The 26,299-nt window shown below is 74.0% G+C and carries 23 protein-coding genes; 5 read left to right on the forward strand and 18 right to left on the reverse strand.

From position 1 onward, the window contains the following. Window positions 1-4 precede the first annotated feature (4 nt). The 3 genes from O7604_RS02700 to O7604_RS02710 form a co-directional block, all read right to left on the reverse strand. Window positions 5-622, reverse strand: a complete 618-nt coding sequence (locus tag O7604_RS02700) for an HAD-IA family hydrolase (RefSeq protein WP_281578769.1) — start codon at window positions 620-622, stop codon at window positions 5-7. Then, window positions 619-4,218, reverse strand: coding sequence for a chromosome segregation protein SMC (smc, locus tag O7604_RS02705; protein WP_269701522.1), 3,600 nt, complete (start codon window positions 4,216-4,218; stop codon window positions 619-621). Before smc ends, O7604_RS02700 begins: the two co-directional genes overlap by 4 nt. 315 nt (window positions 4,219-4,533) lie before the next feature. Then, window positions 4,534-4,728 carry a hypothetical protein gene (locus O7604_RS02710; protein WP_013284566.1) on the reverse strand — a complete coding sequence of 65 codons (195 nt, stop codon included), beginning with the start codon at window positions 4,726-4,728 and terminating at the stop codon, window positions 4,534-4,536. Between the two features lie 372 nt (window positions 4,729-5,100). Here O7604_RS02710 and O7604_RS02715 point away from each other — a divergent pair, with 372 nt between their 5' ends. Next, on the forward strand, window positions 5,101-6,261 hold the full coding sequence (locus tag O7604_RS02715) for a CAP domain-containing protein (protein ID WP_281578770.1): 1,161 nt from the start codon (window positions 5,101-5,103) through the stop codon (window positions 6,259-6,261). A 77-nt stretch (window positions 6,262-6,338) separates the two neighbouring features. Next, window positions 6,339-7,208: an endo alpha-1,4 polygalactosaminidase gene (locus tag O7604_RS02720; protein ID WP_281578771.1), complete on the forward strand. Its 870-nt coding sequence runs from the start codon at window positions 6,339-6,341 to the stop codon at window positions 7,206-7,208. Window positions 7,209-7,257: 49 nt separating this feature from the next. Here the strand turns inward: O7604_RS02720 and O7604_RS02725 are convergent, their stop codons facing one another. From O7604_RS02725 to rsmD, 10 genes are all read right to left on the reverse strand, one after another. Then, window positions 7,258-8,763, reverse strand: coding sequence for an MFS transporter (locus tag O7604_RS02725; protein ID WP_269701527.1), 1,506 nt, complete (start codon window positions 8,761-8,763; stop codon window positions 7,258-7,260). A gap of 268 nt (window positions 8,764-9,031) precedes the next feature. Continuing rightward, window positions 9,032-11,254, reverse strand: coding sequence for an MMPL family transporter (locus tag O7604_RS02730; RefSeq protein ID WP_281578772.1), 2,223 nt, complete (start codon window positions 11,252-11,254; stop codon window positions 9,032-9,034). Between the two features lie 239 nt (window positions 11,255-11,493). Beyond that, window positions 11,494-12,351 carry a bifunctional DNA-formamidopyrimidine glycosylase/DNA-(apurinic or apyrimidinic site) lyase gene (mutM, locus tag O7604_RS02735; protein WP_281578773.1) on the reverse strand — a complete coding sequence of 286 codons (858 nt, stop codon included), beginning with the start codon at window positions 12,349-12,351 and terminating at the stop codon, window positions 11,494-11,496. Beyond that, window positions 12,344-13,177 (reverse strand): ribonuclease III, encoded by an 834-nt coding sequence (rnc, locus tag O7604_RS02740; RefSeq protein ID WP_281578774.1) that lies wholly within the window; start codon window positions 13,175-13,177, stop codon window positions 12,344-12,346. The genes mutM and rnc overlap by 8 nt, the downstream gene beginning before the upstream one ends. Next, entirely contained in the window at window positions 13,174-14,169 is a 996-nt protein-coding gene (locus O7604_RS02745; protein ID WP_269706901.1) for a phosphate acyltransferase PlsX, read from the reverse strand. Before O7604_RS02745 ends, rnc begins: the two co-directional genes overlap by 4 nt. 96 nt (window positions 14,170-14,265) lie before the next feature. Next, entirely contained in the window at window positions 14,266-14,439 is a 174-nt protein-coding gene (gene rpmF, locus O7604_RS02750) for a 50S ribosomal protein L32 (protein WP_269701532.1), read from the reverse strand. Window positions 14,440-14,444: 5 nt separating this feature from the next. Further along, window positions 14,445-15,008 carry a YceD family protein gene (locus tag O7604_RS02755; protein ID WP_135243737.1) on the reverse strand — a complete coding sequence of 188 codons (564 nt, stop codon included), beginning with the start codon at window positions 15,006-15,008 and terminating at the stop codon, window positions 14,445-14,447. A 124-nt stretch (window positions 15,009-15,132) separates the two neighbouring features. After that, a complete protein-coding gene (locus O7604_RS02760; RefSeq protein ID WP_269701534.1) occupies window positions 15,133-15,630 on the reverse strand; it encodes a hypothetical protein in 498 nt (165 codons plus the stop codon). Window positions 15,631-15,772: 142 nt separating this feature from the next. After that, complete coding sequence (gene coaD, locus O7604_RS02765; RefSeq protein WP_269701535.1) at window positions 15,773-16,249, reverse strand: pantetheine-phosphate adenylyltransferase; 477 nt, start codon at window positions 16,247-16,249, stop codon at window positions 15,773-15,775. Continuing rightward, window positions 16,246-16,809: a 16S rRNA (guanine(966)-N(2))-methyltransferase RsmD gene (rsmD, locus tag O7604_RS02770; protein ID WP_269701536.1), complete on the reverse strand. Its 564-nt coding sequence runs from the start codon at window positions 16,807-16,809 to the stop codon at window positions 16,246-16,248. Before rsmD ends, coaD begins: the two co-directional genes overlap by 4 nt. Before the next feature lie 246 nt (window positions 16,810-17,055). Between rsmD and O7604_RS02775 the strand changes: the two genes are divergently transcribed. Then, window positions 17,056-18,003: a cell wall anchor protein gene (locus O7604_RS02775; RefSeq protein WP_281578775.1), complete on the forward strand. Its 948-nt coding sequence runs from the start codon at window positions 17,056-17,058 to the stop codon at window positions 18,001-18,003. Window positions 18,004-18,078: 75 nt separating this feature from the next. Here the strand turns inward: O7604_RS02775 and O7604_RS02780 are convergent, their stop codons facing one another. Genes O7604_RS02780 through O7604_RS02790 form a run of 3 tightly spaced genes read right to left on the reverse strand, consistent with a single transcriptional unit; the run spans window position 18,079 to window position 22,879 of the window. Then, complete coding sequence (locus tag O7604_RS02780; RefSeq protein WP_281578776.1) at window positions 18,079-19,014, reverse strand: serine hydrolase domain-containing protein; 936 nt, start codon at window positions 19,012-19,014, stop codon at window positions 18,079-18,081. A gap of 59 nt (window positions 19,015-19,073) precedes the next feature. Then, window positions 19,074-21,275, reverse strand: a complete 2,202-nt coding sequence (gene recG / locus O7604_RS02785; protein ID WP_281578777.1) for an ATP-dependent DNA helicase RecG — start codon at window positions 21,273-21,275, stop codon at window positions 19,074-19,076. Then, window positions 21,272-22,879, reverse strand: coding sequence for a DAK2 domain-containing protein (locus O7604_RS02790; protein ID WP_281578778.1), 1,608 nt, complete (start codon window positions 22,877-22,879; stop codon window positions 21,272-21,274). Before O7604_RS02790 ends, recG begins: the two co-directional genes overlap by 4 nt. Window positions 22,880-23,089: 210 nt before the next feature. Here O7604_RS02790 and rpmB point away from each other — a divergent pair, with 210 nt between their 5' ends. Continuing rightward, entirely contained in the window at window positions 23,090-23,281 is a 192-nt protein-coding gene (gene rpmB / locus O7604_RS02795) for a 50S ribosomal protein L28 (RefSeq protein ID WP_011905179.1), read from the forward strand. 210 nt (window positions 23,282-23,491) lie between these two features. Next, entirely contained in the window at window positions 23,492-24,748 is a 1,257-nt protein-coding gene (locus O7604_RS02800; protein WP_281578779.1) for an ATP-grasp domain-containing protein, read from the forward strand. Here O7604_RS02800 and O7604_RS02805 read toward each other — a convergent pair. Together O7604_RS02805 and O7604_RS02810 are read right to left on the reverse strand one after the other, a co-directional pair. Then, the gene (locus O7604_RS02805; RefSeq protein WP_269701545.1) at window positions 24,745-25,212 is read right to left on the reverse strand and encodes a GNAT family N-acetyltransferase; all 468 of its coding nucleotides are present in this window, start codon (window positions 25,210-25,212) and stop codon (window positions 24,745-24,747) included. The genes O7604_RS02800 and O7604_RS02805 overlap by 4 nt on opposite strands. Window positions 25,213-25,330: 118 nt before the next feature. Then, window positions 25,331-26,278 carry a thiamine-phosphate kinase gene (locus tag O7604_RS02810; protein WP_269701546.1) on the reverse strand — a complete coding sequence of 316 codons (948 nt, stop codon included), beginning with the start codon at window positions 26,276-26,278 and terminating at the stop codon, window positions 25,331-25,333. Between the last annotated feature and the right edge of the window lie 21 nt (window positions 26,279-26,299).

The raw sequence follows: 26,299 nt of genomic DNA on the forward strand, positions 1-26,299 counted from the left end.
CGGCTCAGTACGCCAGCGCCGCCCGCAGGTACCGCAGGTCGGCCGGGCCGCTCCAACGGTGCGCGGACAGACCCGCCACCCGGGCCCCGGCCACCGCGCGGTCCTCGTCGTCGACGAACAGCACCCGCCCCGGTGGCGTCTCCAGCGCCTCGCAGGCGGCCTGGAAGTACTCCTTCGCCGGCTTGTGCACCCCGACGACCGAGGAGTTGACGATCACGTCCAGCTCGCCGGTCAGGTCCAGCGCGGCCAGGTCGGCGTCGAGCAGGTCGGTGGCGTTAGTGCCGAGCCCGACCCGGATGCCCGCGGCCCGCACCTCGCGGACGAACGCCAGCACCTCCGGGTCGACCTCGCCGCGGTAGCTCTGCCACTCCTGGACCGCCGCACGGGCCCGATCCACGCCGACCGCGGGGGTCAGCGCGTCGGCCACGCTCACCATCCACTGGGCGTGGCTGACCTGGCCGGTCAGCACCGGCTGGAGCAGTCCCCAGGACATCGCGATCTCACCGAGGACACCCTCGGTCAGCCCGTACTCCCGCTCGACGCCGGCGGCCACCGCCGGGTCCCAGCGGCGCAGCACGCCGTCGAAGTCCAGCAGGAGCGCCGTGGCGCGTTCCCGAGTCACTCGCTCGTCACCTGTTCCTCGTCGTCGGCCCGGTTGAGCCGCTGGCTGATCACCTGGGTCACACCGGCGCGCATGGTCACTCCGTAGAGCGCGTCGGCGATCTCCATGGTCCGCTTCTGGTGCGTGATCACGATGAGCTGGCTCTTCTCCCGCAACTGCGCCAGCAGCGTGATCAGGCGGCCCAGGTTCACGTCGTCGAGCGCCGCCTCCACCTCGTCCATGATGTAGAACGGGCTGGGCCGGGCGCGGAAGATCGCCACGAGCATCGCCACCGCGGTCAGCGACCGCTCCCCGCCGGAGAGCAGCGAGAGCCGCTTGATCTTCTTGCCCGGAGGGCGGGCCTCGACCTCGACACCGGTGGTGAGCAGGTCCTCCGGGTCGGTGAGCACCAGCCGGCCCTCGCCGCCGGGGAACAGCACCGTGAAGACCTGCTCGAACTCCCGGGCGGTGTCCTCGAAGGCGCTGGCGAAGACCTCCAGGATCCGGTCGTCCACGTCCTTGACCACGGTGAGCAGGTCGCGCCGCGTGGCCTTGAGGTCCTCCAGCTGCTCGGAGAGGAACTTGAAGCGCTCCTCCAGCGCCGCGAACTCCTCCAGCGCGAGCGGATTCACCTTGCCCAGCAGGGCCAGTTCCCGCTCCGCCTTGGCGGCCCGCTTCTCCTGCACCGGGCGCTCGTAGCGGACCGGCTCCGGCACCGGCCGGCCGTCCTTCTCGGCGAGCGCCACGTCCGCGTCGGTGGGCGGCACCAGCCGGTCCGGGCCGTACTCGGCGACGAGCGTGGCCACGTCCAGCCCGAAGTCCTCGGCGGCCTTCGCCTCCAGCTGCTCGATGCGCATCCGCTGCTCGGCGCGGGCCACCTCGTCGCGGTGCACCTGGCTGGTGAGCCGCTCCAGCTCGGCGGCGAGGCGCTTGGCCGCGCCGCGTACCTCGGACAGCTCGGCCTCGCGGGCGGCGCGTTCGCGGGCGACGGCGTCGCGGTGCTCCTCGGCCCGGGCGATGGAGACGGTGAGCCGGGTGAGCGCCTCGCGGGCGCCGCCGACCACGGCCCGGGCGATCTGGGCGCCGCGGGTGCGGGCCGCGCGCCGGGCCGCGGCGCGCTCCCGCGCCGCGCGTTCGGCGGTGGCCTGCCGGGCCAGCGAGTCGGCCCGTCCGGCGATCGAGGCCACCCGTTCCTCGGCGGTACGCACCGCGAGCCGGACCTCCATCTCGTTCTGCCGTGCCTGCGGCACCATGGCGGCGAGCTGGTCCCGCTCCTCGGTGGACGGTTCGGCGTCGATCGGGGTGGCCTCGGCCAGCCGCAGCCGTTCCTCCAACTCGGCCAGTGCCGCCAGATCCCGTTCCCGGGCCGCCTCGGCGCGGGCCCGGGACTCGCCGAGCCGGTCGGTCTCCGCCTTGGCCGAGCGGGCGGCGGCGCCCAGTTCGGCCAGGCGCCGCGCGGCGGCGTTGCGGTGGCTCTCCGCCTCCCGCTTGGCGGCGGCCGCGTGCTGCACGGCCTCCTTGGCGGCGGCCACCTCGGCGCGCGCCTCGGCGAGCTGTTCGCGCAGCTCGGCGGCGGTGCGTTCGGCGGTGGCCCGGTTGGTCCGCGCCTCCTCGACGGCGGCCTGCACCTCGATGAAGCTGGGCGCCTTGGCCGACCCGCCCGCCGCCGCGTACGCACCGACCACGTCGCCGTCGGGGGTGACCGCGCGCAGCTCCGGGTTCGCGGCCACGAGCGCGGACGCGGCGGCAAGGTCGTCGACGAGCGCCACGTCGCGCAGCGCCCGGTGCACGGCCGGGCGGATCGCGGGCGAGCACTCCACCAGGTCCGGGGCCCAGCGGGCGCCCTCGGGCAGCTTCGGGCGCAGCGCGTCGGCGGAGCCGTCCATGCCCGGCCCGGCGGGGCTGCCGACGAGCAGCCCGGCCCGGCCGGCGTCGGAGATCTTGAGCAGCCGCATCGCCTCGACCGCTTCGTCCACGCCGCTGACCGCCACCGCGTCGGCCAGGCCGCCCAGCGCGGCGGCGAGCGCCGCCTCGTCACCGGGCGCGACGGTGAGCAGCCCGGCGAGGCTGCCGAGCAGGCCGGGCACCTGGTCGGCGCGGGCCAGCAGTTCCCCGGCGCCGTCCTTGCGGCGCAGGCCCATGGCGAGCGCCTCCTCGCGGGCCTTCCAGGTGGCGGCGTCCTTCTCGGCGGCGCGCTCCCCGTCGGCAAGGCTGCGCACCGCGGCCTGGGCCCGCTCGTGGACGGCCACCGCCTCGTCGTGCCGGGCGTCCAGGTCGGCGTTGTCCCGGTCCGCCTCGGTCGACTGTTCGGCTACCGCGTCCAGATCGGCCTGCGCCTTCTCGGCCCGGCTCATCGCGTCGGTGTGCGCGGCGGCGAGCCGTTCGATCTCCTCGCCGGCGCTCGTGGTCCGCGCCCGGGCAGAGTTGACCTGCCCGGTGAGGCGGGCCAGCCCTTCCCGCCGGTCGGCGATAGCCTTGGCCGCGGCGACCAGTTCCCGTTCGGCGGCGGCGAGCTGGCGTTCCAGTTCCTGGCGGTGCTCGACCGCCTCGGCCAGCCGGATCTGGTCGTCGGTGAGCGCGGCCCGCAGCTCCTCCTCCTGCTCGCGGATCCGCCGCGACTCCGCCTCCAGCTGCTCCGGGTCGCGTCCGGGGCGCTCGTCGTCACCGGCGGCGCTGAGGTGACGCAGCCGTTCCCGGGCCAGTTGCTCGATCGAGCGGAACCGCTCCTGGAGGGCGGAGAGGCGGTACCAGGTGTCCTGCGCCGCCGCGAGCAGCGGGGCGTCCTCGGCCAGCGCCGCCTCCAGCTCGCCGAGGCGGCCCTGCACCTCGCCGTGCTCGGCCTCGACCAGCTCGCGCCGCTCGCGCAGCGCGGTCTCGTCGGCGATCTCCCGGTCCAGCGTGGTCCGCAGCGTGTGCAGGTCGTCGGCGAGCAGCCGCAGCCGGGCGTCGCGCAGGTTGGCCTGGATCCCGGCGGCGCGGCGGGCCACCTCGGCCTGCCGGCCCAGCGGCTTGAGCTGGCGGCGCAGCTCCGCCGTGAGGTCGGTCAGGCGGTTGAGGTTGGTCTGCATCGCGTCGAGCTTCCGCAGCGCCTTCTCCTTGCGCTTGCGGTGCTTGAGGACGCCTGCCGCCTCCTCGATGAACGCGCGCCGGTCCTCCGGCTTGGCGTGCAGCATGCCGTCGAGCCGGCCCTGCCCGACGATGATGTGCATCTCCCGGCCGATGCCGGAGTCGGACAGCAGCTCCTGGATGTCGAGCAGGCGGCAGGAGTCGCCGTTGATCTCGTACTCGCTCTCGCCGGAGCGGAACATCCGGCGGGTGATGGAGACCTCGGTGTACTCGATCGGCAGCGCGCCGTCGGTGTTGTCGATGGTGAGGGTGACCTCGGCCCGGCCCAGCGGCGCCCGCCCGGCGGTGCCGGCGAAGATGACGTCCTCCATCTTGCCGCCGCGCAGCGCCTTGGCGCCCTGCTCGCCGAGCACCCAGGCGATGGCGTCGACGACGTTGGACTTGCCGGAGCCGTTCGGGCCCACCACGCAGGTGATCCCGGGCTCCAGCTTCAACGTCGTGGCGGAGGCGAAGGATTTGAATCCCTTCACCGTCAGGCTCTTGAGATGCACCTTCTCGATCCTCGTCCGGTGGCCGCCGTACCGTCGCCGGCTGCGCGGACCTGGTGAACCCGCAGACTAACCCGGGACCGGGACGCCGTCGCCACGCGACCCACCCGAGGGCCCTGCTGTCCGCTTTCCGCCCGGCGGTCGCGGACGGAACGGAAATGCATGATCACAATTACCGGGCGCAATTCCGGGCGGTTCCGCAAGATCGAGAATTGCGGCGCCGCCGACGAAAAGGGGTACGTACATGGCTGCGCGCCGGCACTTGAGTGTCGGCGCGCTTTTCGGTGTGGTGCGATTCAGTTTTCCGGGAACTGGAGATCAGGTCAGCGCGGGCTCGGCCAGACGGAGGAGGTCATCCGCCTCCGCCGCTGCCGCCGCAAGCCGATCGTTGTCGGCGCGCAGACGCGTGATCTCGAACTCCAGTGCCTGAACCCTGGCACGCAGTCGGGTGACCTCGTCGAGCAGGCGCCGGTCGGGCGCTGCACTTACGTGGCCGTAGAGGGCCTTCGCCATGCTGACTCCTTGATGTGCGCTGCCGGAAAGGCCGGCCAACGCGCGCCCATGATGTTCGCGGCTGCCATTCCCACTGCATCGGGGCATGGCTGGGCGCGACTGGCGACACCTACATATTGAGCCGAAACCCCCTCCTTCGTCAAGTTGACCAAGGCCGTAGATCATCTCCACGTCGGCCGGTCCACTCGCCGGGGGGCTGCCAGAAGGCGCGGACACGCTCTGTCCGGACGCCTTTACTGTACGCCGGAAATGTGTGAACGACTCATCCTCGCCGCCGGCTTCGCCTTAACTCTTTCTTAGCCACGTTGCCGCAGCTCCGAGCGCACCCGTAGCGTCACCCGGGCCCGCAACCGACCCGTGGAGGGGACAGGCGTGTACCGCTGGAACGACCCGATCGAACCGGAGGGCGCCCGCCGGCGTCCCGAGCCGCCGACCGACGAGGGTCCGGCGTGGCTCAGCGACCGGCCCGAACCGCGGTCGTCGTACCTGTTCGGGGACGCCGCGCAGCAGCCGCCCGCCGGCTCCTACCCGCCGCCCCGCGACCGGTGGAACGGCGAGGAGCAGCCCACCACCGCGTGGCAGGGCCAGGAGCCCGCGTGGCAGGGCCAGGAGCCCGCGTGGCAGGGCCACGAGCAGCCCGCGGCCTGGCCGGGCCGGGAACAGCCCGCCTGGCAGGGCCACGACCAGCCGGCCGGCGGCTGGGAGCAGCCCGCCGCGACCTGGCAGCCGGCGACCGACGCCCCGGCCGACGACCGGCGGCGCCCGAAGCGGCGCCTGTCCCGGCCGTTGGTGATCGGCGGGGCCGCCGCCGCGGCGACGCTCGTGGTGAGCCTCGGCGTGGGCGCCGTCCTGCTGCCCGGCGACGACCAGGGCACGAAGCGCACCTCCGCCGACGCGCCGGTGGCCGCCGCGCCGCAGGCGCCCGACGGGACCGAGGAGGGGCCCGCCGACGCGCTCGCCCCCGAGTCGGCCAGCCCGTCGGCCGTACCGACCACCGCCGCGCCGAGTCCGTCGAAGAAGGCCACCCCGAAGCCGAGCCGCAGCACCGCCCCGTCGCGGCAGCAGGAGCGCAGCAGCGCACCGAGCGGCGGCGGGTCGAGCGGATCGAGCGGCGGCTCCACGAGCACCAAGGCCACCGCCACGACCGGGCTCAGTGCCGAACTCCAGAAGGTCGTCACGATCGTCAACCAGGAGCGGGCGAAGGCCGGCTGCAAGGCGCTGACCGTGAACGCCAAGCTGAACCTGGCCGCCCAGCGGCACAGCCAGGACCAGGCCGACCACAAGAAGATGGACCACACGGGCAGCGACGGCAGCCAGCCCTGGGACCGGGTCAAGGCGGCCGGCTACAGCTACCGCATGGTGGGCGAGAACGTGGCCTGGAACTACCAGACCCCGGCGGCGGTCATGGAGGGCTGGATGAACTCCGAGGGCCACCGCAAGAACATCCTCAACTGCTCGTACACCCAGATCGGGGTGGGCGTGGCGCGCAGCAACGGGCCGTACTGGACGCAGGTCTTCGCCACCCCGGCCTGACCGCGCGTCGTGACCGGCCCGGCGCTCGTTGACCCATCGGGGGCGGCGCCGGGCCGCCCGCGTCCGGGGAGCTGTCGATGCGGATCCGGCCGGGGTGGGCCGTGCCGCGCTCCCGGCCGGCTCACGTCCGCCGACGTGGCCCGCGCCGGGGCGTGGCGCTCGCGCTGATCGCGCTGCTGATCGCTCCGGTGCCGGCGTGCCGCCGGCCGCTCACCCCGCCCGGTGCGCCCACGCCCTGGCCGGCCGCGCAGGCCGGCAGCTGGCGGTGGCAGTGGCAGCTCACCGCCCCGGTGGACGTCGCTGTCGACGCCGACGTCTTCCTCCTCGACCCGGTGGCGGCCACCTCGGCCGAGACCGCGGCGCTGCGCGAGCGGGGCCGCCGGCTGGTCTGCCACGTCCGGGTCGGGACGTACGCCGCCGGCGACCCGGACGCCACCCGCTTCCCCGCCGCCGTACGCGGCGCGGCGGTGCCGGGGCGACCGGGGACCCGTTTCCTGGACGTACGGCGCTGGGACGCGCTCTCGCCGGTGCTGGCCGACCGGTTCCGGCTGTGCCGGGGCAAGGGCTTCGGCGCGGTGGCGCTGGCCGACGCGGACGGCTACCGGTACCGCTCCGGTTTCCCGCTGGACTTCGACGACCAGTTGCTGTTCAACCGCCGGCTGACCGGGCTGGCCCGCAAGCTCGACCTCTCCCCCGGTCTGGTCGACGACGTGGCGCAGGTGGCCGCGCTGGCGCCCGACTTCGACTTCGCGGTCAACCAGGAGTGCGTACGCCGCCGCGAGTGCGCGAAGCTGCTGCCGTTCGTCGACGCCGGCAAGCCGGTCTTCCACGTCGAGTACACGGGCGAGCCGGCGGACTTCTGCGTCACCTCGGTCGGCTACGGCTTCGCCTCGATCCGCAAGGACCGGCAGCTGGACTCGTGGCGGGAGCCGTGCGCGTTGCCGTGACACCGCGGCGCCCCCGCCCGTCGGCAAGCGGGGGCGCCGGGGTACGGGCTCAGCCGGTGGGCGCGCCGGTGGCCGGGGTGGTGGCCTCCCCGCCGCGCGGCGACGGCACCCCCGCGTGTTCCGCGCTCAGCGGGGTGGCCAGGTCCTCCAGCGACCTGCCCTCGGCCTTGACGCCGAGCGTCAGCTCCACCAGCCCACCGATGATCATGACGGTGGCGCCGATGACGAACGCCAGCACCGTCTGACCGACCTCGCCGCTGCCGACCAGCTTGGCGAAGAGGAGCGGGCCGGTGATGCCACCGGCGGCGGTGCCGATCGCGTAGAAGAACGCGATCGCCATGGCCCGGGTCTCCATCGGGAAGATCTCGCTGACCGTCAGGTACGCGGCGCTCGCGCCCGCCGAGGCGAAGAACAGCACCGCGCACCAGCAGGCGGTCATGGTCACCGCGCTCAGCACGCCGGAGTGGAACAGCCAGGCGGTGCCGAGCAGCAGCACGCCCGAGCCGATGTACGACCCGGCGATCATCGGCACCCGGCCCACGGTGTCGAACAGCCGGCCCAGCAGCAGCGGGCCGAGCAGGTTGCCGACCGCGATCACCGCGAAGTAGTAGCCGCTGTTGCCGGGCGGGACGTCGAAGAACGTCTCCAGGATCTGGGCGAACCCGAACGTGATCGCGTTGTAGAGGAACGCCTGGCCGATGAAGAGCGCGAAGCCCAGCGTGGCCCGTTTCGGGTAGCGGCGGAACAGCGTCCGGGCGATCTCCAGGAAGTTCGTGCTCTTCCGCTGCCGGATCTCGATGTAGTTGTCCGCCTCGGCGAGGTCCTTGCCGGTCTCCCGTCTCACCTCGGCCTCGACCGAGTCCACGAGGCGGTTGGCCTCGTCGGCGTGGCCGTGGATGAACAGCCACCGTGGGCTCTCCGGTACGTGCCGGCGGACCAGCAGGATCACCACGCCGAGCACCGCGCCCAGGCCGAACGCCACCCGCCAGCCGAGGTTCGTCGGGAGGCCGTTGAGCAGCGGTACGGTCAGCAGCGCGCCGAGCGCCGCGCCGAGCCAGAAGGTGCCGTTGATGATGATGTCGATGCGGCCGCGGTGGCGGGCCGGGATCAGCTCGTCGATCGCCGAGTTGATGGCGGCGTACTCACCGCCGATGCCCATGCCGGTGAGGAAGCGGAACAGGAAGAACCACCAGGTGTCGAACGACAGCGCGGTGAGCGCGGTGGCGACCAGGTACAGCCCGAGCGTCAGCAGGAACAGCTTCTTGCGGCCGAACCGGTCGGTGAGCCACCCGAACAGGAGCGCACCGGTGCAGGCGCCCGCCACGTAGAGCGCGGCGGCCAGGCCGGTGACCTGGCTCTGGGTGATGTCCAGGCCGCTGCCGGGCTCGGCGAGCGTGCCGGAGAGGTTGCCGACGATCGTCACCTCGAGCCCGTCGAGGATCCAGACGGTGCCCAGACCGATGACGATCATCCAGTGCCAGCGGGACCACGGCAGCCGGTCGAGGCGGGCCGGGACGTTGGTCCGTACGGTGCCGGTGGCGGCGTCGGTGCTCACGACGCCCTCCGGGGGGATGCGGAGGCCGGGGCACGACGGGCCGCCGGCGATAGCTCTTCGTCCATGGCCGCCCACATGCCCCGGCGCCCGGTGGGTTAATCCCGGCTACCCGGCTTGACACTCCACGACGGCGCCGACACTCCAGGTGACGCCATGACTGAAGAGATGAACGGAGAAGCGATATACCTGAGAGTCATAACTATGACTCTCAGGTATATCGCTCAATAGTGGATGCCGTCTCCGCCGCCGGCACAGGCTGGACCGGGCGTCAAGGCACGACGGCCAGCTCCGGTGCCGGGGCGGGCGGCGGCTCGACCGCAGGGACAGGCCGGCGGCGGCGCATGAAGCGCGGTGCCCACCAGTTCGCGTCGCCCAGCAGCGTCATCACCGAGGGCAGCACGACCGCCCGGATGATCGTGGCGTCCAGCAGGATCGCCGCCGCCAGGCCGATGCCGAGCTGCTTGAAATCGATCATGCTGAGCGTGGCGAAGATGGAGAACACCGCCACCATCACCACCGCCGCGCTGGTCACCACACCGGCCGAGGAGGTGATGCCGTGCGCCACCGCCTCCCGGTTGGGCATGCCCCGGTCGACCGCCTCGCGGATCCGGCTGACCACGAAGACGTGGTAGTCCATGGACAGTCCGAAGAGGACCACGAACAGGAACAGCGGCAGCCAGGTGACGATCGCGTCCATCGAGGTGAAGCCGAGCAGCCCTTCCGCCCAGGTGCTCTGGAAGACCAGCACCAGCAGCCCGTACGCGGCGCCGGCGGAGAGCAGGTTGAGCATGATCGAGGTCAGCGCCACCACCACCGACCGGAACGTCCACGCCATCACCAGGAACGTCAGCGCCAGCACGAACGCCGCGACGATCGGCAGCTTCGCCCAGATGTGGGCGGCGTAGTCCTCGCTGGCGGCCACGCCGCCGCCGACCGCGAACTCCACGCCCGGGATCCCGCCGAGCGTGGCCGGGACCAGGTCCTCGCGCAGCTCGTGCAGCGACCGGGACGCCTCGTCCGAGCGGCTGGCGTGCGGTGTGGCCACCTCGAGCACCGACACCCGCCGGTCCGCCGACACCTGGATCTCCGGGCCGTCCCCCTCGGCCGGCGCGAAGAGCGGGTCGGCGGCGGTGCGGCCGGCCAGGTCGGTGAGCGCGGCCCGCACCCGGTCGGCCTGCTCGGCGGGCGCGCGCACGGCCACGGTGTGGCTGGTGCCGTTGCTCGGGAAGGCCGCGGTGAGCCGGTCGTACGCCTGCATGGCCGGCGTGGTGCGCGGCACGTCCTCCGCGCCGGGGAACTTCAGCTTCATGCCGAGCGCGGGTGCGGCCAGCGCGAGCAGCAGCGCGACCGAGATCAGCAGCGTGGCCACCGGCGCGCGCAGCGCCGGCTTGAGCACCGCCGGCCAGAACCGGGGCCGGGCCGGCTGCCCGTCCCGCCCGGTGCGCGGCGCGGTGAGGCGCCACAGCAGCGGCACCCGCGGCCGGTCGACCCAGCGGCCGAGCTTCGCCAGCAGTGCCGGCAGCACGGTCAGGGAGCCGATCACGGCGACCGCGACCACCAGGATCGAGCCGACCGCCAGCGAGGAGAAGATCGCGTCCTGGGCGAGCAGCAGACCGCCCATCGAGATGATCACGGCGGTGCCGGAGACCACCACGGCGTGCCCGGAGGTCTCCGCGGCGATCTCCACCGCGTCCAGGCCGGATCGGCCCTTCGCCCGTTCCTCCCGCTCCCGCCGCACGTAGAACAGCGAGTAGTCCACCCCGACCGCCATGCCGATCAGCAGGATGACGCTCGCCGTGGTGTCGGTGGCCGGCACCAGGTGCGAGGCGAGTGTGGAGAGACCCATCGCGGCGGCCACCGAGGAGAGCGCCAGCAGCACCGGCACCCCGGCGGCGATCAGCGCGCCGAACGCGATGATCAGGATCGCCAGCGTCACCGGGAGGCTGAGCAGCTCGGCGCGCTTGAAGTCCTTGCCGAGCGTGTCGTCGAGCGCCTTGTCGATCGACGGACCGCCGACCTGCTCCACCCGCAGCTGCGGGTGCGCGTCCTGCACCTTCGCGGTGGTGTCCCGCAGCGGCTGCACCCGGTCCCCGGCAGTGCCCGGGTCGCCGGACATGGTGATCGGCACCAGCAGCGCGGTGCCGTCGCGCGACGGCATCGGCGTACCGATCGAGGCCACGCCGTCGACCTGCCGCAGCCGGTCCGCCGCGTCCTGCGCCGCGGCCTTCGCGGCAGCCTGGTCGAGCGCACCCGAGCGGGCGGTGATCAGCACGTTCTCGGTCGCCGGCCGGTCGAACCCGCCACTGTCGACGATCAGCTGTGCCCGTCCGAACTCGCCGATCGCCTGATCCTCGTCGGTGGCCTCGTTCAGCCCGGCGGCGCTGCCGCCCACGAAACACACCGCCACGAAGACCACCCACAACGCGATCGCGCGCCACGGATGCTCCGCACTCCACCGTGCCAGCCGCACGGTCACCGGTCGCCTGCCCATGTCCCGGGTTCCACCCTCCTGATGCCGGCCCTGTGCCGACCCCAGATGACGCTAGGCAGCAGGCGGGGCCCCGACATCGGGGAACGGCCCCCGCTCGTCCCCGATCCGCCGGGCGAGGTCCGCACGGCCGGAACCGGCCGCGCGGACCGGGCGGAAAAGGGCATCTCCGGGTACGCTCCGGCGCGTCTCCGGGGACCGTCGGGCGATGCACACCGGCGCAACCCCGAATCGGCTCGGGGTCATCCCCGGAGGGTGCCCCGGGGCCGCGGCTGGCATCGCGGGCAACTGTAGGAGGACCGGTTCATGAACGCCTCCCGCCGGATCGGCGCGCCGCAGCGCGGGCAGGGCTCACCCTCCCGGCCGTACGCGTTCAGCGACCGGTCGAAGTAGCCGCTCTCGCCGTTGACGTTCACGTACAGCTCGTCGAAGCTGGTGCCGCCCTGCTTGATCGCCTCGGCGAGCACGTCCCGCACGTGCCCGAGCAGCCGCAGCGCGGCCGGGCGGGTCAGCGCGTCGGCCGGCCGGGCGCCGTGCAGCTTCGCCCGCCACAGGGCCTCGTCGGCGTAGATGTTGCCCACCCCGGAGATCAGCGTCTGGTCGAGCAGCGCGCGTTTGATCTCCGTACGTTTGCGCCGCAGCGCCGCCACGAACGCCTCGTCGGAGAACTCCGGGTCCATCGGATCGCGGGCGATGTGGGCGATCTCGGCGGGCAACTCCGCCCCGCCTTCGGAGACGGACAGCCCGCCGAACGTGCGCTGATCGACGAAGCGCAGCTCCGGCCCGTCGTCGGCGAACCGGAACCGGACCCGCAGGTGCAGTTCGTCAGCCGCGCCGACCGGCTGCAGCAGCAGCTGGCCGGACATGCCGAGGTGGCCGATCACCGCGTCGCCGCTGTCCAGCGGCAGCCAGAGGTACTTGCCCCGGCGCCGCACACCGGTGACCGTCCGGCCGGCGAGCACGTCGGCGAAGTGCGCGCCACCAGGCGCGTGCCGGCGTACCGCCCGCGGGTGCCGCACCTCGACGGCGGCGATCCGCCGGCCGATCACCCACTGGGCGAGTCCCAGCCGGACGGTCTCGACCTCGGGCAGCTCAGGCACGGCCGGCGCCCGCCTCGACGTCGGTCGTGTCGTCGCGGGCCTGCGACTCGTGCCGGGCCTGCGACTCGTGCCGGGCCTGCGCCTCCGCGTCCGCCTCGGCCTGCGCCTCCGCCTCGGCCTGCTCGGTGAGCGTCCGCCAGGCCGACTCGGCCGCGCGCTGCTCGGCCTCCTTCTTGCTGCGTCCCTCCGCGCCGCCGTAGCGGTTGCCGGCCACCACCACCCAGGCGGTGAACGTCTTGAGGTGGTCCGGCCCGGTGCCCTCGATCCGGTACTCGGGCACGCCCAGTCCGAGCGCGGCGGTCAGCTCCTGGAGGCTGGTCTTCCAGTCCAGCGCCGCGCCCCGGCCCGCCGACTCGGCCATCAGCGGGTCGAACAGCCGGTGGATGACGATGGCCGCGGTGTCCAGGCCGTACTGGAGGTAGATCGCGCCGAGCAGCGCCTCCAGCGTGTCGGCCAGGATGCTCGCCTTGTCCCGTCCGCCGGTCGCCTCCTCGCCCTTGCCGAGCAGCAGGTACGCGCCCAGCCCGTCCGGGCCCAGGCCACGCGCCACGTCGGCGAGCGCCCGCATGTTGACGACGCTGGCGCGCAGCTTCGCCAGCTGCCCCTCGGGCAGGTCGGGGTGGTTGTGGAACAGCGCTGTGGTGATCACCACGCCGAGCACCGAGTCGCCCAGGAACTCCAGCCGCTCGTTCGTGGGCAGGCCGCCGTTCTCGTACGCGTACGAACGGTGGGTCAGCGCGCGTTCCAGCAGGTCCGGGTCGAGCGACACCCCGAAGGCCGCCTCCAGGTGGCCGACGGGAGCACGCCGCCGCTTGTCGTTGGTCATGGTGCTACCTCGGTGTCGTGTCGGTCAGGTGCGAGATCGTGCGGGATGTCGGCGAGCAGGGAACGGACCGTCCCGGCGGCGTCACGGCGCCACAGGTGGGCGGCGAGCGCGATACCGGAGGCGACGTCCTCGGAGCCGGCCGCGCCGTGGCACACGACCACGGTGCCGCCGACCCCGAGCAGAGCCGCGGCGCGCGGGGCGCCGCCGCGTGCGGGTGGGCCGCCGGCCATGGCGTACGCGCCCTCGATGGCCTTGAGCAGGACGTTTCCGGTGAAGCCGTCGGTCACCACGACGTCGGCGCGGGCGCCGAGCGAGATGTCGTACCCCTCGACCAGGCCGACGTAGCGGCCGTCGCAGGGCAGCGGCGCGGCGGCGAGCGCGGGCGCGGCGACGCGGCGCAACCGGTCGCCCTTGCCCGTCTCGAGGCCGACGGAGAGCAGTCCGACGCGGGGTGCGGTGACGGCGTGGGCCACCGACGCGTAGGCGGCGCCGAGGAGGGCGTGCCGGGCCAGCGTGGCCGGGCCGGGTTCGAGCGTGCCGCCCACGTCGAGCAGCACCACCGGCCCCTCGACGGCGGGCAGCGTGGCGGCGAGCGCGGGACGGCGTATCCCGGTCCAGCGGCCGAGGCCGAGCGCGGCGGCGGTGACAGTGGCGCCGGTCGAACCGGCGGAGACGACCGCGTCGGCGAGTCCGTCGCGGACGGCCTGCACGGCGGTGCGTACCGTGCTCTCGCCGCGGGCGGCGGTGGGATGGTCGGCCATGCCGACGACGGTCCGCACCGGGCGGACCGTGACCCGGGCGCGCTGGGCCGGGTCGAGCGCACCGATCAGCGCGTCGGCCACCTCGATCGGGCCGACGAGCATCAGGTGCAGGGCGGGATCCGTGCGTACCGCTCGCAGAGCGCCGTCAACCACGACGGCGGGAGCATCGTCCCCGCCGAGGAGGTCGACGGCGATCCGCGCGGTGCCCGGCTCCGACGGTCCGCCGACCATGAGCCGGTCGGCGGTGGCGGGAGCCGGGGCACCGGGCGAGAGCCTTGGTGCGCGCGTCACCCGACCGGTGGTCGGGGACGTCACTCGGCGGCCGGATCAGACGTCGAGGACCTGACGGCCGTTGTAGGTGCCGCAGACGGAGCAGGCGGCGTGCGGCAGCTTGGCCGACTTGCACTGCGGGCAGGCCACGGTCGCCACCGCCGAGGCCTTCCAGTTCGCCCGGCGGGCGCGGGTGTTGCTGCGCGACATCTTGCGCTTGGGGACGGCCACGGTTCTTACTCCTCTGTACGGGTCAGTTGCGTCAGGCTCGCCCAACGCGGGTCGACCTGCTGATGGCTGTGGTCGGCCGGCAGATCGTCCCAGTGCACCCCACACTCGGGGCACAGGCCTGGGCAGTCCTCCCGGCAGAGCGGGTTCGTCGGCAGCGCCAGCACCACCGCGTCCCGCAACGCCGGTTCCAGGTCGATCAGATCGCCCTGCATCCGGCCCACCTCGTCCTCCTCGGTCGTGTCGTCCGTGGTGCTGTTCTCGTACGCGTACAGCTCCTGGATCGTCACGGCCAACGAGTCGTCGATCTCGCGCAGGCAGCGGCCGCACTCGCCCTTGACGGGACCGGTGACGGTCCCGGAGACGAGTACGCCCTCGGACACCGACTCCAACCTCAGGTCGAGGTCGAGGTCCGCGCCCTCCGGCACGCCGATCAACTCCACGCCGAGGTCCGCCGGTGCCGGCACGACCCGCTTGTGCGTACGCAACGCGCCAGGTCGGCGCGGCAGTTCCCTCGTGTCGAGGACCAGCGGCGACCTGGGGTTGAGTGTGCTCGGCGAGTGTTTGGGCATAGTCAGACTCCGGCCGTTGAGAGGCCGACAAAGAAGGTTACCTGCCAGGTGGGCGGACCGTCGAACCGGGGGTTCGCCTCCGGCGCGACGGCAGCCGGCTGTCGGCGACCGGCCCGCGCGCCGCTCAGAAGGGTAGCGGGCGGTCCGCCTCGTCCCCGGCGAAGGTGCCGATCTCCCGCAGCGCGTGCATCTTGTCCCGGCCGCGCTCTATCGAGGCCAGCGCCCGGGTGAGGAACTGCTCGAAGTTCGCCAGCGCGGTGTCGACGTAGTCGTCCACCTCCTCGCGGAGGCGCTGCGCCTCGGCCCGCGCCTCGGCGATGATCCGGGCGCCCTCGTGCTCGGCCGAGACGGTGATCTCGTTGACCGAGACGAGCCGGGCGTGTTCCGCCTCACCCTCGCTGATGATCCGGTCGGCCTCGCGCTTGCCGGCCTCCATGATCTTGTCCCGCTCCTCCAGCAGCGCCGCGGCCCGGCGCAGGTCGGCGGGAAGCTCCGCGCGCAGCTCGTCGAGCGCGGCGATCATCTCGCCGCGGTCGACCATGCAGTTGTTGCGCGACATCGGGACGGAGCGGGCCTGCTCCACCATGGCGATCATTTCGTCGATGCGATCGAGCGGGTCCACCGGTACCTCACTCCTGTCTTCGTCGGCCGCTCTCCATCATGCGGCCTCGCGCCCGGTCCCGGCGCTGCAGACATCATGTCGCGCCCGAGCCACAAGCACCCCACCCGCCCCACCCGGCGCGTCGCCCACCCCCGGCGGAGGGTCAGGGGCGGAGGCGGGCAGAGAGCTGCTCGCGGACCAGGTCGGGGACGTGGGCGGAGATGTCGCCGCCCCACTTCGCCACGTCCTTGATCAGGCTGGACGAGATGAACGAGTAGAGCGGGTTGGTCGGCATGAACAGCGTCTCCACGCCGGCCAGGCCGATGTTCATCTGGGCCATCTGCAGCTCGTAGTCGAAGTCGCTCACCGCACGCAGGCCCTTGATCAGCACACTCGCCTGCTGCGCGCGGCAGAAGTCGACGAGCAGGCCGCGGAACGACTCCACCCGGACGTTGTCGTACGAGGCGGTGACCTCGTGGAGCATGTCGATCCGCTCCTCGACCGTGAACAGGCCCTGCTTCGACTGGTTGACCAGCACTCCGACGATCACCTCGTCGAACAGCCGGCTGGCCCGGCCGATGATGTCGAGGTGTCCGTTGGTGACCGGGTCGAACGAGCCTGGGCACACCGCACGTCTCATGATCGGCGACCGTACCAAAGAGTGGTCTCGCCGTAACGTCTGCTGCGCTCCGGAGTGACACCTTCCACCCACGTGACCGGTCCGGTACGGCTGGACCGCTCGACGACCACCAGGGCGTCCGGGGCGAGCCACCCGCCGTCGACCAGCGCCGCCAGCATCGCGGTGATCTCGGCGTCCGGCACCGCGTACGGCGGATCGGCGAAAACCACGTCGTACGGCCCGCCGTCGGGGCCGGCCGCCAGCACGCCGGCGACCTTGCCGGTGACCAGGCGGGCGGCCGGCGCGGCCCGCAGCGCGGCGATGTTCTCCCGGATCACCCGGGCGGCCCGCGCGTCGGACTCGACGAGCAGCACGTGGGCCGCGCCCCGCGACAGCGCCTCCAGACCGACCGCGCCGGAACCCGCGTACAGGTCGGCGAAACGGGCCCCGTCCAGGTCGACATGGGAGTCCACGGCGCTGAACAGCGCCTCGCGGACCCGGTCGGAGGTGGGCCGGGTGCCGGCACCCGGTGGCGCGGCGATCCGCCGGCCGCCGAGCGTGCCGGCCACGATCCGGGTCACCGTCGCTCCCTGCGCATGCCCCGACGCTACGCGACGCCGCGAGGCGGGCACGACGTACCCGGCGCGACGATCGGTGACTCGACGTACATCAATGATCTCGAATACATAACGGACCCTTTACGACCCTTCGATCACGGTGACGCCCGCACTGTCGATCTCGCTAGGGTCTGGCCCGATTGCCGAGCGGACGCGTGGCTCCGGTCCCACCGCCCGGTCTCTCCCATCCTCCCCTCGTCAGGAGTAGGCGTGAACCGTCTCCACCTCCGGCGTGCCGCCGTCCTCACCGCCGGCGCGCTGCTCGGCCTCGCGGGCGTCGGCACCGTCGCCGGCCCGGCCGCCGCCCACCACCCCGAACCGTCCGGCAGCTACTGCGCCGCCGAGAACGGCACCGTCACCGTGACCTGGTCGGTGATCAGCAGCGAGACCGACATCTCCGGCCGCATCACCACTGTCGAATCCACGGTGCCCGGCCCGATCAGCGGCGGGCTGGCGGTCGGCGCGGAACTCAAGCCGGCCGGCCAGGGCCCGCTGACCGGCACCCAGACCCACACGTTCGCCGGCCCGATCCCGGAGCTGAAGCTGACCGTGGCCGCGCACTGGGAGCGGGGCCGCAAGTCGCACGACGGCCAGCGCACGGTGGTGGCCCGTCCGGGTCGCGACTGCGCGACGCAGAGCCCGTCACCGTCGCCCAGTACGCCGTCGAGCCCCACCCCCACGCCGAGCACGCCCGCCTCGCCGACCCCGACGCCGTCGGCGTCCGTCCCGCCGAGCCCGTCCACCCCGCCGACGCCGTCCGCCCCGCCGGCCGAGCCCGCCGAACCGGTCTTCAAGCTGGACCAGGACTGCGACTCGATGACCTTCATCGTGGAGAACCCGGCCGACGGCATCGCCTTCACCGCCACGTTCACCACCGAGAAGGGCGAGAGCAGGAAGCTCGTCTCCGAACCGGGCAAGTCCGGCTCGGTCGAGTTCGCGGCGTACCGGGGCCTCACGGTCACCGTGAAGTACGACGTGCTCGAAGAGTCCGAGACCATTCCGTACACCGCGCCGCGGGACTGCTCCGGGCAGGGCGGCGGCCTGCCGGTCACCGGCCCGGCCGTGGGCGCCGTCGCCGGTGGCGCGACGCTGCTGCTGGCCGCCGGCGCGGTGCTGTTCGTGGTGTCCCGTCGCCGCCGGATCCGCTTCACCGCCTGATCCGCCGATCTCGCTGATCCGCACCGAGGGCGCGTCGACCACCCGGTCGGCGCGCCCTCGCCGTGGGTACGGCGGTCAGACCGCGTCGAGCACCGACGTGATCGCGACCGGATCGACCTCGGCCTGGTTGGTCAGCAGGACGAGCCGCTCGTCGGAGCCGGGCAGCCAGGCGGCGAACGCCTTGTAGCCACCGTTGTCCCCGGAGTGGTGCAGCGCCCGCCGGCCGGCCAGCGGGCCGACGAAGAACCCGTAGCCGTACGCCTCGTCGGGCCGCCCGGTCGGCGCGTGCGGTGCGGTCATCGCCGCCACCGAGGCCGGGGCGAGCAGCCGGCCCCGGCGCGGTACGTCGAGCCAGGTGAGCAGGTCCGCCCCGGTGCACCAGACGTCACCCGCGCCCATGCTGACGGTCTCCAGGTCCCACGACGGCACCGGCCGGCCGCTCTCGTGTCCGGTCGCCACGTCCGGCCGCCCGTCGCCGGCACCGGCGAAGCTGCCCGTCATGCCCAGCGGCGCGAAGACCTCCTCGGCGAGGAAATCGGCGTACGGCCGGTCGGCCACCCGCTCGACGGTCCGGGCCAGCAACACGTAGCCGGGGCTGCTGTAGTGCCACCCGGTTCCGGGCCGGAACAGTGGCGGCAGCGCCGCGAACCGGTCGAGCAGGTCGTCCGGCTCGGCCGGCCCGTGCAGGTCGATCGCCGGGTAGTCCTCCCAGTGGCCCAGGCCGGACGTGTGGGTGAGCAGGTGGTGCAGCGTGATGCCGGACCACTGCGGCGGCGGCGTGCCGGGCAGCCACCGGGTGACCGGGTCGGACAGGCTCACCGCTCCCCGCTCGGCGAGCAGCAGCACCGCCACTGCGGCCATCTGCTTGCTGATCGAGGCGATCTGGAACCGCGTCGCCGGGGTGCAGCGCCGGCCGGACGCCTCGTCGGCGACTCCGGCGACCCGGTCCACCAGAAGCTCGTCACCTCGGGCCAGAAGCAGCACACCGCGTTCGGGTGATGGTGTCGACATCTGCGCGAGCCTAGGCACACGACGTGCGTGCCGCTGCCCCGCGACCGCGCCGGCCGCCGTCAGCCCTTCTCCAGGTATTCGGCGCGTTCCTCGTCGACGAGCGCGGCCACCGACGCCGCCAGCGCCGGGTGCCGGGCCAGATCCGGGTCGTCCTCGACCAGTTCGATCGCCTCGGCCCGCGCGTCGCGGATCAGCTCGGCGTCGCGCAGCAACGACAGCAGCCGCAGGTGCGAGCGCCGGCCGGACTGGGTCGCGCCGAGCACGTCACCCTCGCGGCGCTGCTCCAGGTCGAGTTCGGCGAGCTTGAACCCGTCGGTGGTGGAGGCCACCGCGTCCAGCCGCTCCCGCGCGGACGAACCCTCGGCCGCCTCGGTCACCAGCAGGCAGAGACCGGCCGCCGAACCCCGGCCGACCCGGCCGCGCAACTGGTGCAGCTGGGAGACGCCGAACCGGTCGGCGTCCAGCACGATCATCACCGTCGCGTTCGGCACGTTCACGCCGACCTCGACCACAGTGGTCGCGACGAGCACGTCCAGCTCGCCGTCGGCGAAGGCGCGCATCACCGTGTCCTTCTCGTCGGCCGGCAGCCGCCCGTGCAGCACCCCGATCCGCAGCCCGTGCAGCGGCCCCTCGGCCAGCAGCGGCGCCACCTCGGTCACCGCCAGCGGCGGCCGGCGGCCGTTGTCGTCCTCCCGCGGCGCCTCCTCGTCCGACACCGGGCCCTCGCCGATGCGCGGGCACACCACGTACGCCTGGTGGCCCTTGGCGACCTCCTCGCGCAGCCGGCGCCAGGCCCGGTCGAGGAACGCCGGCTTCTCGGCGGCCGGGACCACGTGCGAGGCGATCGGCGAGCGGCCCTGCGGTAGCTGGGACAGCGTGGAGGTCTCCAGATCGCCGTAGACGGTCATGGCCACGGTGCGCGGGATCGGGGTGGCCGTCATGACCAGCACGTGCGGCGGCTGCTCGGCCTTGGCGCGCAGCGCGTCGCGCTGCTCCACGCCGAAGCGGTGCTGCTCGTCCACCACCACCAGGCCGAGGTCGTGGAAGTCGACGCCCTCGTAGAGCAGGGCGTGCGTGCCGAGCACGATGCCGGCGCGGCCCTCGGCCACCTCGGCCAGTGCCCGGCGCCGGGCCGCCGCGCCGAGCGAGCCGGTGATCAGCTCCACCCGCGTGGCGTCGTCGGCGGCACCCAGCTCACCGGCCCGGCCGAGCGGGCCGAGCAGGTCGAGGATGCCCCGGTGGTGCTGGGCGGCGAGCACCTCGGTCGGGGCCAGCAGCGCGGCCTGCCCACCGGCGTCGACCACCTGGAGCATGGCGCGCAGCGCGACCACCGTCTTGCCGGAACCCACCTCGCCCTGGAGCAGCCGGTGCATCGGGTGCGCCCGGGCCAGGTCGGCGGCGATCTCCCGCCCGACGACCTGCTGGCCGGAGGTCAGCTCGTACGGCAGCCGGGCGTCGAACGCGTCGAGCAGCCCGCCCGCCTTCGCCGGCCGGGCCCGCCCCGGCGACGCCGCCGCCCGGTGCTTGCGCTGCACCAGCGTGAGCTGCACGGCGAACGCCTCGTCCCACTTCAGCCGGCGGCGGGCCCGGTAGAGCGCCTCCTTGCTGGTCGGACGGTGGATCTCGCGCAGCGCGGTGCCGATGTCGGCCAGGTTGCGGGTGGCCCGCACGGTGGCCGGCAACGGGTCCTCGGGCGGGGTGAACGTGTCGAGCACGACGCGCACGCAGCGGGCGATCACCCAAGTCGGCACCGCCGCCGCGGCCGGGTAGACCGGGATCAGCGCCCCGGCGAACTCCTCGACCTCCTCGTTCGCCGCCGCCTCGCCCTCGCCGCCCTCGCCGAGCAGGACGTACTCCGGGCCGTTGAGCTGGCGCTTCCCCCGGAACTCGGTCACCTTGCCGGCGAACAACCCCCACCGGCCCGGCCGCAGCTCCCGCTCCCGCCACGCCTGGTTGCCGAAGAACGTGCAGGTGAGCACGCCGCCGGAGCCGTCGCCGACGGTCACCTCCAGCAGGTTGCCGCGCCGCTGACGCATCGGGCGGACCGCGGTGCGCTGCACCTGGGCCAGCACCGTGACCTGCTCCCCCACGTCGAGCGAACGGATGTCGGTGTGCTCGCCGCGTTCGTCGTACCGGCGCGGGAAGTGGTAGATCAGGTCGCCCGCGGTGTGCAGGTCGAGGTGCCCGGCCAGCGCCTTCGCGGTGCGATCGCCGACCAGCTTCTTCAGCGGCGTGTCCACGGTGGCCGCTTCACTCGTCATTCGACCCCCACCAGGAGCGGATAGTGCGGCTGCCCGCCCTCGTACGCCTGCACCTCGACGAACGGCCAGGCCCCCTCGACATGCGCGCGGACCCGGTCGGCCAGCCCGGCCGGCGCGTCAGCGCCGCAGAGCAGCGTGACCAGTTCGCCGCCACCGCCGAGCATCCGGTCCACCACGGCGGTGCAGGTGTCGACCAGATCCTGCCCGATCAGGTGCACCTCGCCCTCGACCAGGGCCAGCACGTCACCCGGGCGGGCCGGCCCGGCGACCGTCAGTGCCTCCCGGGCGGCATGGCAGACCTCCGCGTACCGGCAGGCGCCGGCCGCCTCGGCCATCGCGATCACGTCGTCCTCGAACCGCCGCTTCGGATCGCGGACGGCCAGCGCCGCGAGCGCCTGCACCGGCGAGCGGGTGGGCACCACGCTCACCTTCACGCCGAGGCCGTGCGCCTCCCGGGCGGCCGCGCTCGCCACCGACTGCGTGTTCGGGTCGTTCGGCAGCACCACCACCCGGGCGGCGCCGGTGGCCCGGATCGCGTCGAGCAGCTCACCCGTGGACGGGTTGGCGGGCACCACCACGGCACCCTCGGCGGCGAACAGCTCCGCGATGCCCGCGCCGGTGGCCACCACCACGGCGGCCCGCCCCTCGGGCAGCGGCACCTGCGGCGCCGGGGCGGCCTGGTCGGCGAAGCGGGTCACGCTGATCCGGTGCGGACGGCCGGCGACCACGCCCGCCTCGACCGCCGCCCCGATGTCGTTGACGTGCACGTGCACGTTCCAGGTGCCGGCGCCGTCGCCGACGATCGCCAGGGAGTCGCCGAGCGCGTCCAGTTCGGCACGCAGCCGCGCCACCGCCTCGTCGCCTGCCTCGAGCAGATACTGCACCTCGTAGGCGTACGCGTCGGAACCGCTCTCCCGCACCGCCGTGGCCGGCGCGCGGCGGGCGGGTGGCGCGGGCACCGGCTGCCCCGGGCTCTCCCCCGTGATCACCTCGACCAGCGCGTCCAGCAGCAGGCACAGGCCGCGCCCGCCGGCGTCGACCACGCCCGCGCGGGCCAGCTCCGGCAACTGCTCGGGGGTACGCGCCAGCGCGTGCGCCGCCGCCTCGGCCGCGGCCCGGGCCACGGCGCGCAGGTCGTCGCTGTCCGCCCGGCGGGCCGCGTGCGCCGCGGCGGCCACCACGCTGAGCAGCGTGCCCTCGACCGGCCGGGCCACCGCGGCGTACGCGGCGGTGGTGGCGTCGGCCAGCGCGTCGGCGAGCTGCCGCCCGCGCACCGCGGGCACGGCGGCGAGCGTGTCGGCGAGACCGCGCAGGATCTGCGAGAGGATCACGCCGGAGTTGCCGCGCGCCCCGAGCAGCGCGCCCCGGGCCATCAGCCGCAGCGCGTGCCCGTGCGGGGTGTGCCCGTCGTCGGGGAGCGTGCCGAGGTCCATGGCCAGCGCCTGCTGGGCCGAGGTGAGCGTGAGCACCAGGTTGGTGCCGGTGTCGCCGTCGGGCACCGGATAGACGTTGAGGTCGTCGATCTCGCCCTGGTGGGCGCGGAGGGCTGTGAGCCCGCTCGCGCACCAGCGGCGTACCGCTGCGGCGTCGAGGGTCTCCAGCACGTCGGGAAGCCTACTGGCGCACACCGACACGCGCCGGGGTCGGCCGCCGCGTGTCCGCCCCGGCCGACGGCCCGGCCGGGACGCCGGTACGCTGGGTGGGCTCGCGAAAGGGCCGGTTGGGCGTACCGACTGTCATCGGGTAACCTGACCAGGTTGCCCGGGCAGCGCCTGGCGGCGACCTCATGAACGTTTCAATCCCAGGAGTATCCCGTGGCTAGCGTGTGCGACGTCTGTGGCAAGGGGCCGGGCTTCGGCCACAACGTGTCCCACTCGCACCGGCGGACCAACCGCCGCTGGAACCCGAACATCCAGTCGGTGCGCACCCCGGCCGGTGGCGGCAACACCAAGAAGTTGAAGGTCTGCACCTCGTGCATCAAGGCCGGCAAGGTCACCCGCGCCTGACGCGGTAGCGCCACCGGAACATCGTCGGTCGCCGGCGGATCCCTTCGGGGTCCGCCGGCTTCTGTCGTGTCCCGGCGGCCCGTCGCCCGGTATCCACCGACCCGCGCCGCACCCCTGACCGACCGTACGGCGACCCACTGGTACGAGCCGGTTAGGGTGCTGCTGCGCCGGCCTTCCGGTTTCCGGCGCGAGCCGTGGGGAGGGTGACCGGTGGACCTCGATCTGGGTCGCGAGCAACTGGTGGTCGTGGGCGCGTCGTTCGGCTCACTGAGCTGGTTCGACCAGCACCTGCCGGCCGGCACCGTGGTGCTCGTCGAGGAGCCGGACGTGATCGCCCGCCGCGGCCTGGCCCGGTTCGCCGAGCGGCTGCCGATGATCGGGCGCCTCGTCGCCGCCGAGTACCAGACCGGCTTCGACCCCGACGACCTGCTCGCCCGCGAGCCCGCCCTGGCCGACGCCCGGCTGGTCCTGCCCGGCCTGGAGTACGCGGTCGGGGCCGCCGCCCGGCTCGCCGAACGGCTCGGGCTGCCCGGCGCCGGCGCGGAGGCCGCGGACGTCTTCTCCGACAAGCACCGGATGCGGCTGCTCGCCGACCGGATCGGGCTGGCCAACCCCGCCTACGAGCTGGTCGACGACCCGGCGCGGGCGATGGAGTTCGCGCAGGCGCACGGCGGCCGGTGCGTGCTCAAGCCCACCCGCCGCTCCGGCAGCCTGGGCGTGCAGCTGATCACCGACCCGGCCGAGGTGCCGGCCCGCTGGGCGGCCAGCGCCGCCCCGCCCGACCCGGACGAGGCCACCGAGCGCGGCCTGCCCACCGGTGTGCTGGTCGAGGAACTGCTCGTCGGCTCCGAGCACAGCGTGGAGCTGCTCGTGGCCGAGGGCGACGTGGTCTTCGCCAACGTCACGGACAAGCGGATCGCCGGCGGGCGCTACCCGGTCGAGACCGGCCACACCGTGCCGTCCGCGCTGCCCGCCGACGCGCGTGACGCGCTGCGCGCCGCCGCGGTACGCCTCGCCGAGGCGTCCGGCTTCCGGAGCGGCGTGCTGCACAGCGAGTGGATCCTCGCCGACGGGGTGCCGACGCTGGTGGAGTGCGCGGCCCGGATGCCGGGCGACATGATCCCGGCGCTCATCTCGATCGCCTACGAGCGGGAGTTCATCGAGGCGTACCTGCGGATCCTGCGCGGTGAACGCCCGGCGCTGCCGGCGCGGGCGACCGGCGCGGCGGCGGTCGAGTTCCTGATCGCGCCGCCCGGCCGGGTCACCGCCGTGGACGGCAGGCGCGACGCGCTGCGCGCGCCGGGCGTGCTCGACGTGCAGGTGGAGACGAAGGTCGGTCAGACAGTGCCGGAGCTGCTCTCCTCGGCGCACCGCAGCGGGCACCTGATGGCCTGGGGCGCGACCCCGGACGAGGCGGCGGACGCCGCGCGTCGCGCCGCCGGGGCGATCCGCATCTCGGTGGGCTAGAGGGTACGGCCGAACGACAGGCAGCCCGGGGCGTCCTTGTAGAAGCCGAAGTTCGGGATCAGCTCGTAGCCCGCCGAGGTGTACATGGCGATCGCCTCGGGTTGCTTGTCGCCGCACTCCAGCACGATCCGCTTGCGGCCGTGGTCGCGGGCGGACCGCTCGACCGCGCCGAGCACCGCGCGGGCCACGCCCCGGCCCCGGGCCGCCGGGTCGGTGTACATCCGCTTCAGCTCGGCCGTGTCGCCGTCCTCGCCGTGACTGCGCCAGCCGCCGCAGCCCACCGGACGCCCGTCCAGGTAGGCGACGAGGAACACGCCCTCCGGCGGGGTGAACTCGGCCGCGTCGACGGGGGTCTCGTCGCCGCTGCCGCCGTACCGGGCGCCGAGGTCGGCCAGCGCCGCCCGGATCAGCGCCTGCGACTCGGGCGCGTCGAAGCGCCGCTCCCGGATCTCGATCTCGCTCACCGTGCCAGGTTACGACCGCCGCGGGCCCGGCCCCGGCCCGGCGGCCCGCGGTCGGACGCAGATCACTCCGCCGTGCCGCGGCTGTGCCGGCTATTCCGCTCTGCGGCGGCTGTGCCGGCTATTCCGCTCTGCGGAAGTGGTCCCAGCCGCGCGGGCCGCTGTAGGCGGCGCCGTCGACGGTGACCCCGGCGCCGGCCGCCACCCGCCCGACCGGCCGCCACCCGTCGGGCAGCGCGGCGTCCGCCGGGAACGTCGCCGCCAGCGCGTGGTCCTCGCCGCCGGCCAGGATCCAGGTGTACGGGTCGACGCCGAGCGCCTGCGCCGCGTCCCGCATCTGCCGGGGCACCTCGAACGCCTCGCGGCTCAGGTCGATCGCCACGCCGCTGGCGGTCGCCACGTGCCCGAGGTCGGCCAGCAGCCCGTCCGACACGTCGATCATGGCGGTGGCCCCGGCGGCGGCTGCGGCCGGTCCGGCGGCGTACGGCACCTCGGGGCGGCGGAACGCCTCGACCAGCAGGCGGGGCGTGCGGAAGCCCCGGGAGAGCACGGTGTAGCCCGCCGCCGACCAGCCGGTACGCCCGGCCAGCGCCACCACGTCGCCGGACCGGGCGCCGGAGCGGACCACCGGGGCGCGGCCGGCCAGGTCGCCGAGCGCCGTCACCGCGATGGTGAGCGTCGGGCTGCCGGACATGTCCCCGCCGACCACGCTCGCGCCGACGAGCGCCGCCTCCGCGCCCAGCCCGTCGGCCAGCTCCTCGGCCCAGGCCGGGTCCAGCTCGGCCGGCATGCAGAGCGCGACGAGCAGCGCGGTCGGGGTGGCGCCCATGGCGGCGATGTCGGCGAGGTTGGCCGCCGCCGCCCGGTGTCCCACGTCCCGCGCCGACGACCAGTCCCGGCGGAAGTGCCGCCCCTCCACCAGCACGTCGGTCGAGGCGACCACCCGCCGGTCCGGCGCCGCCACCACCGCGCCGTCGTCGCCGGGGCCGAGCAGGCAGCTCTGTCCCTGTGCCAGCCGGGCGGTCACCCGGTCGATCAGGCCGAACTCGCCGACATCAGTGACAGTCATTCCGTCCCCTCGCTCCGCTGC

The organism is Micromonospora sp. WMMA1947, from assembly GCF_027497355.1.
GTDB lineage: Bacteria > Actinomycetota > Actinomycetes > Mycobacteriales > Micromonosporaceae > Micromonospora.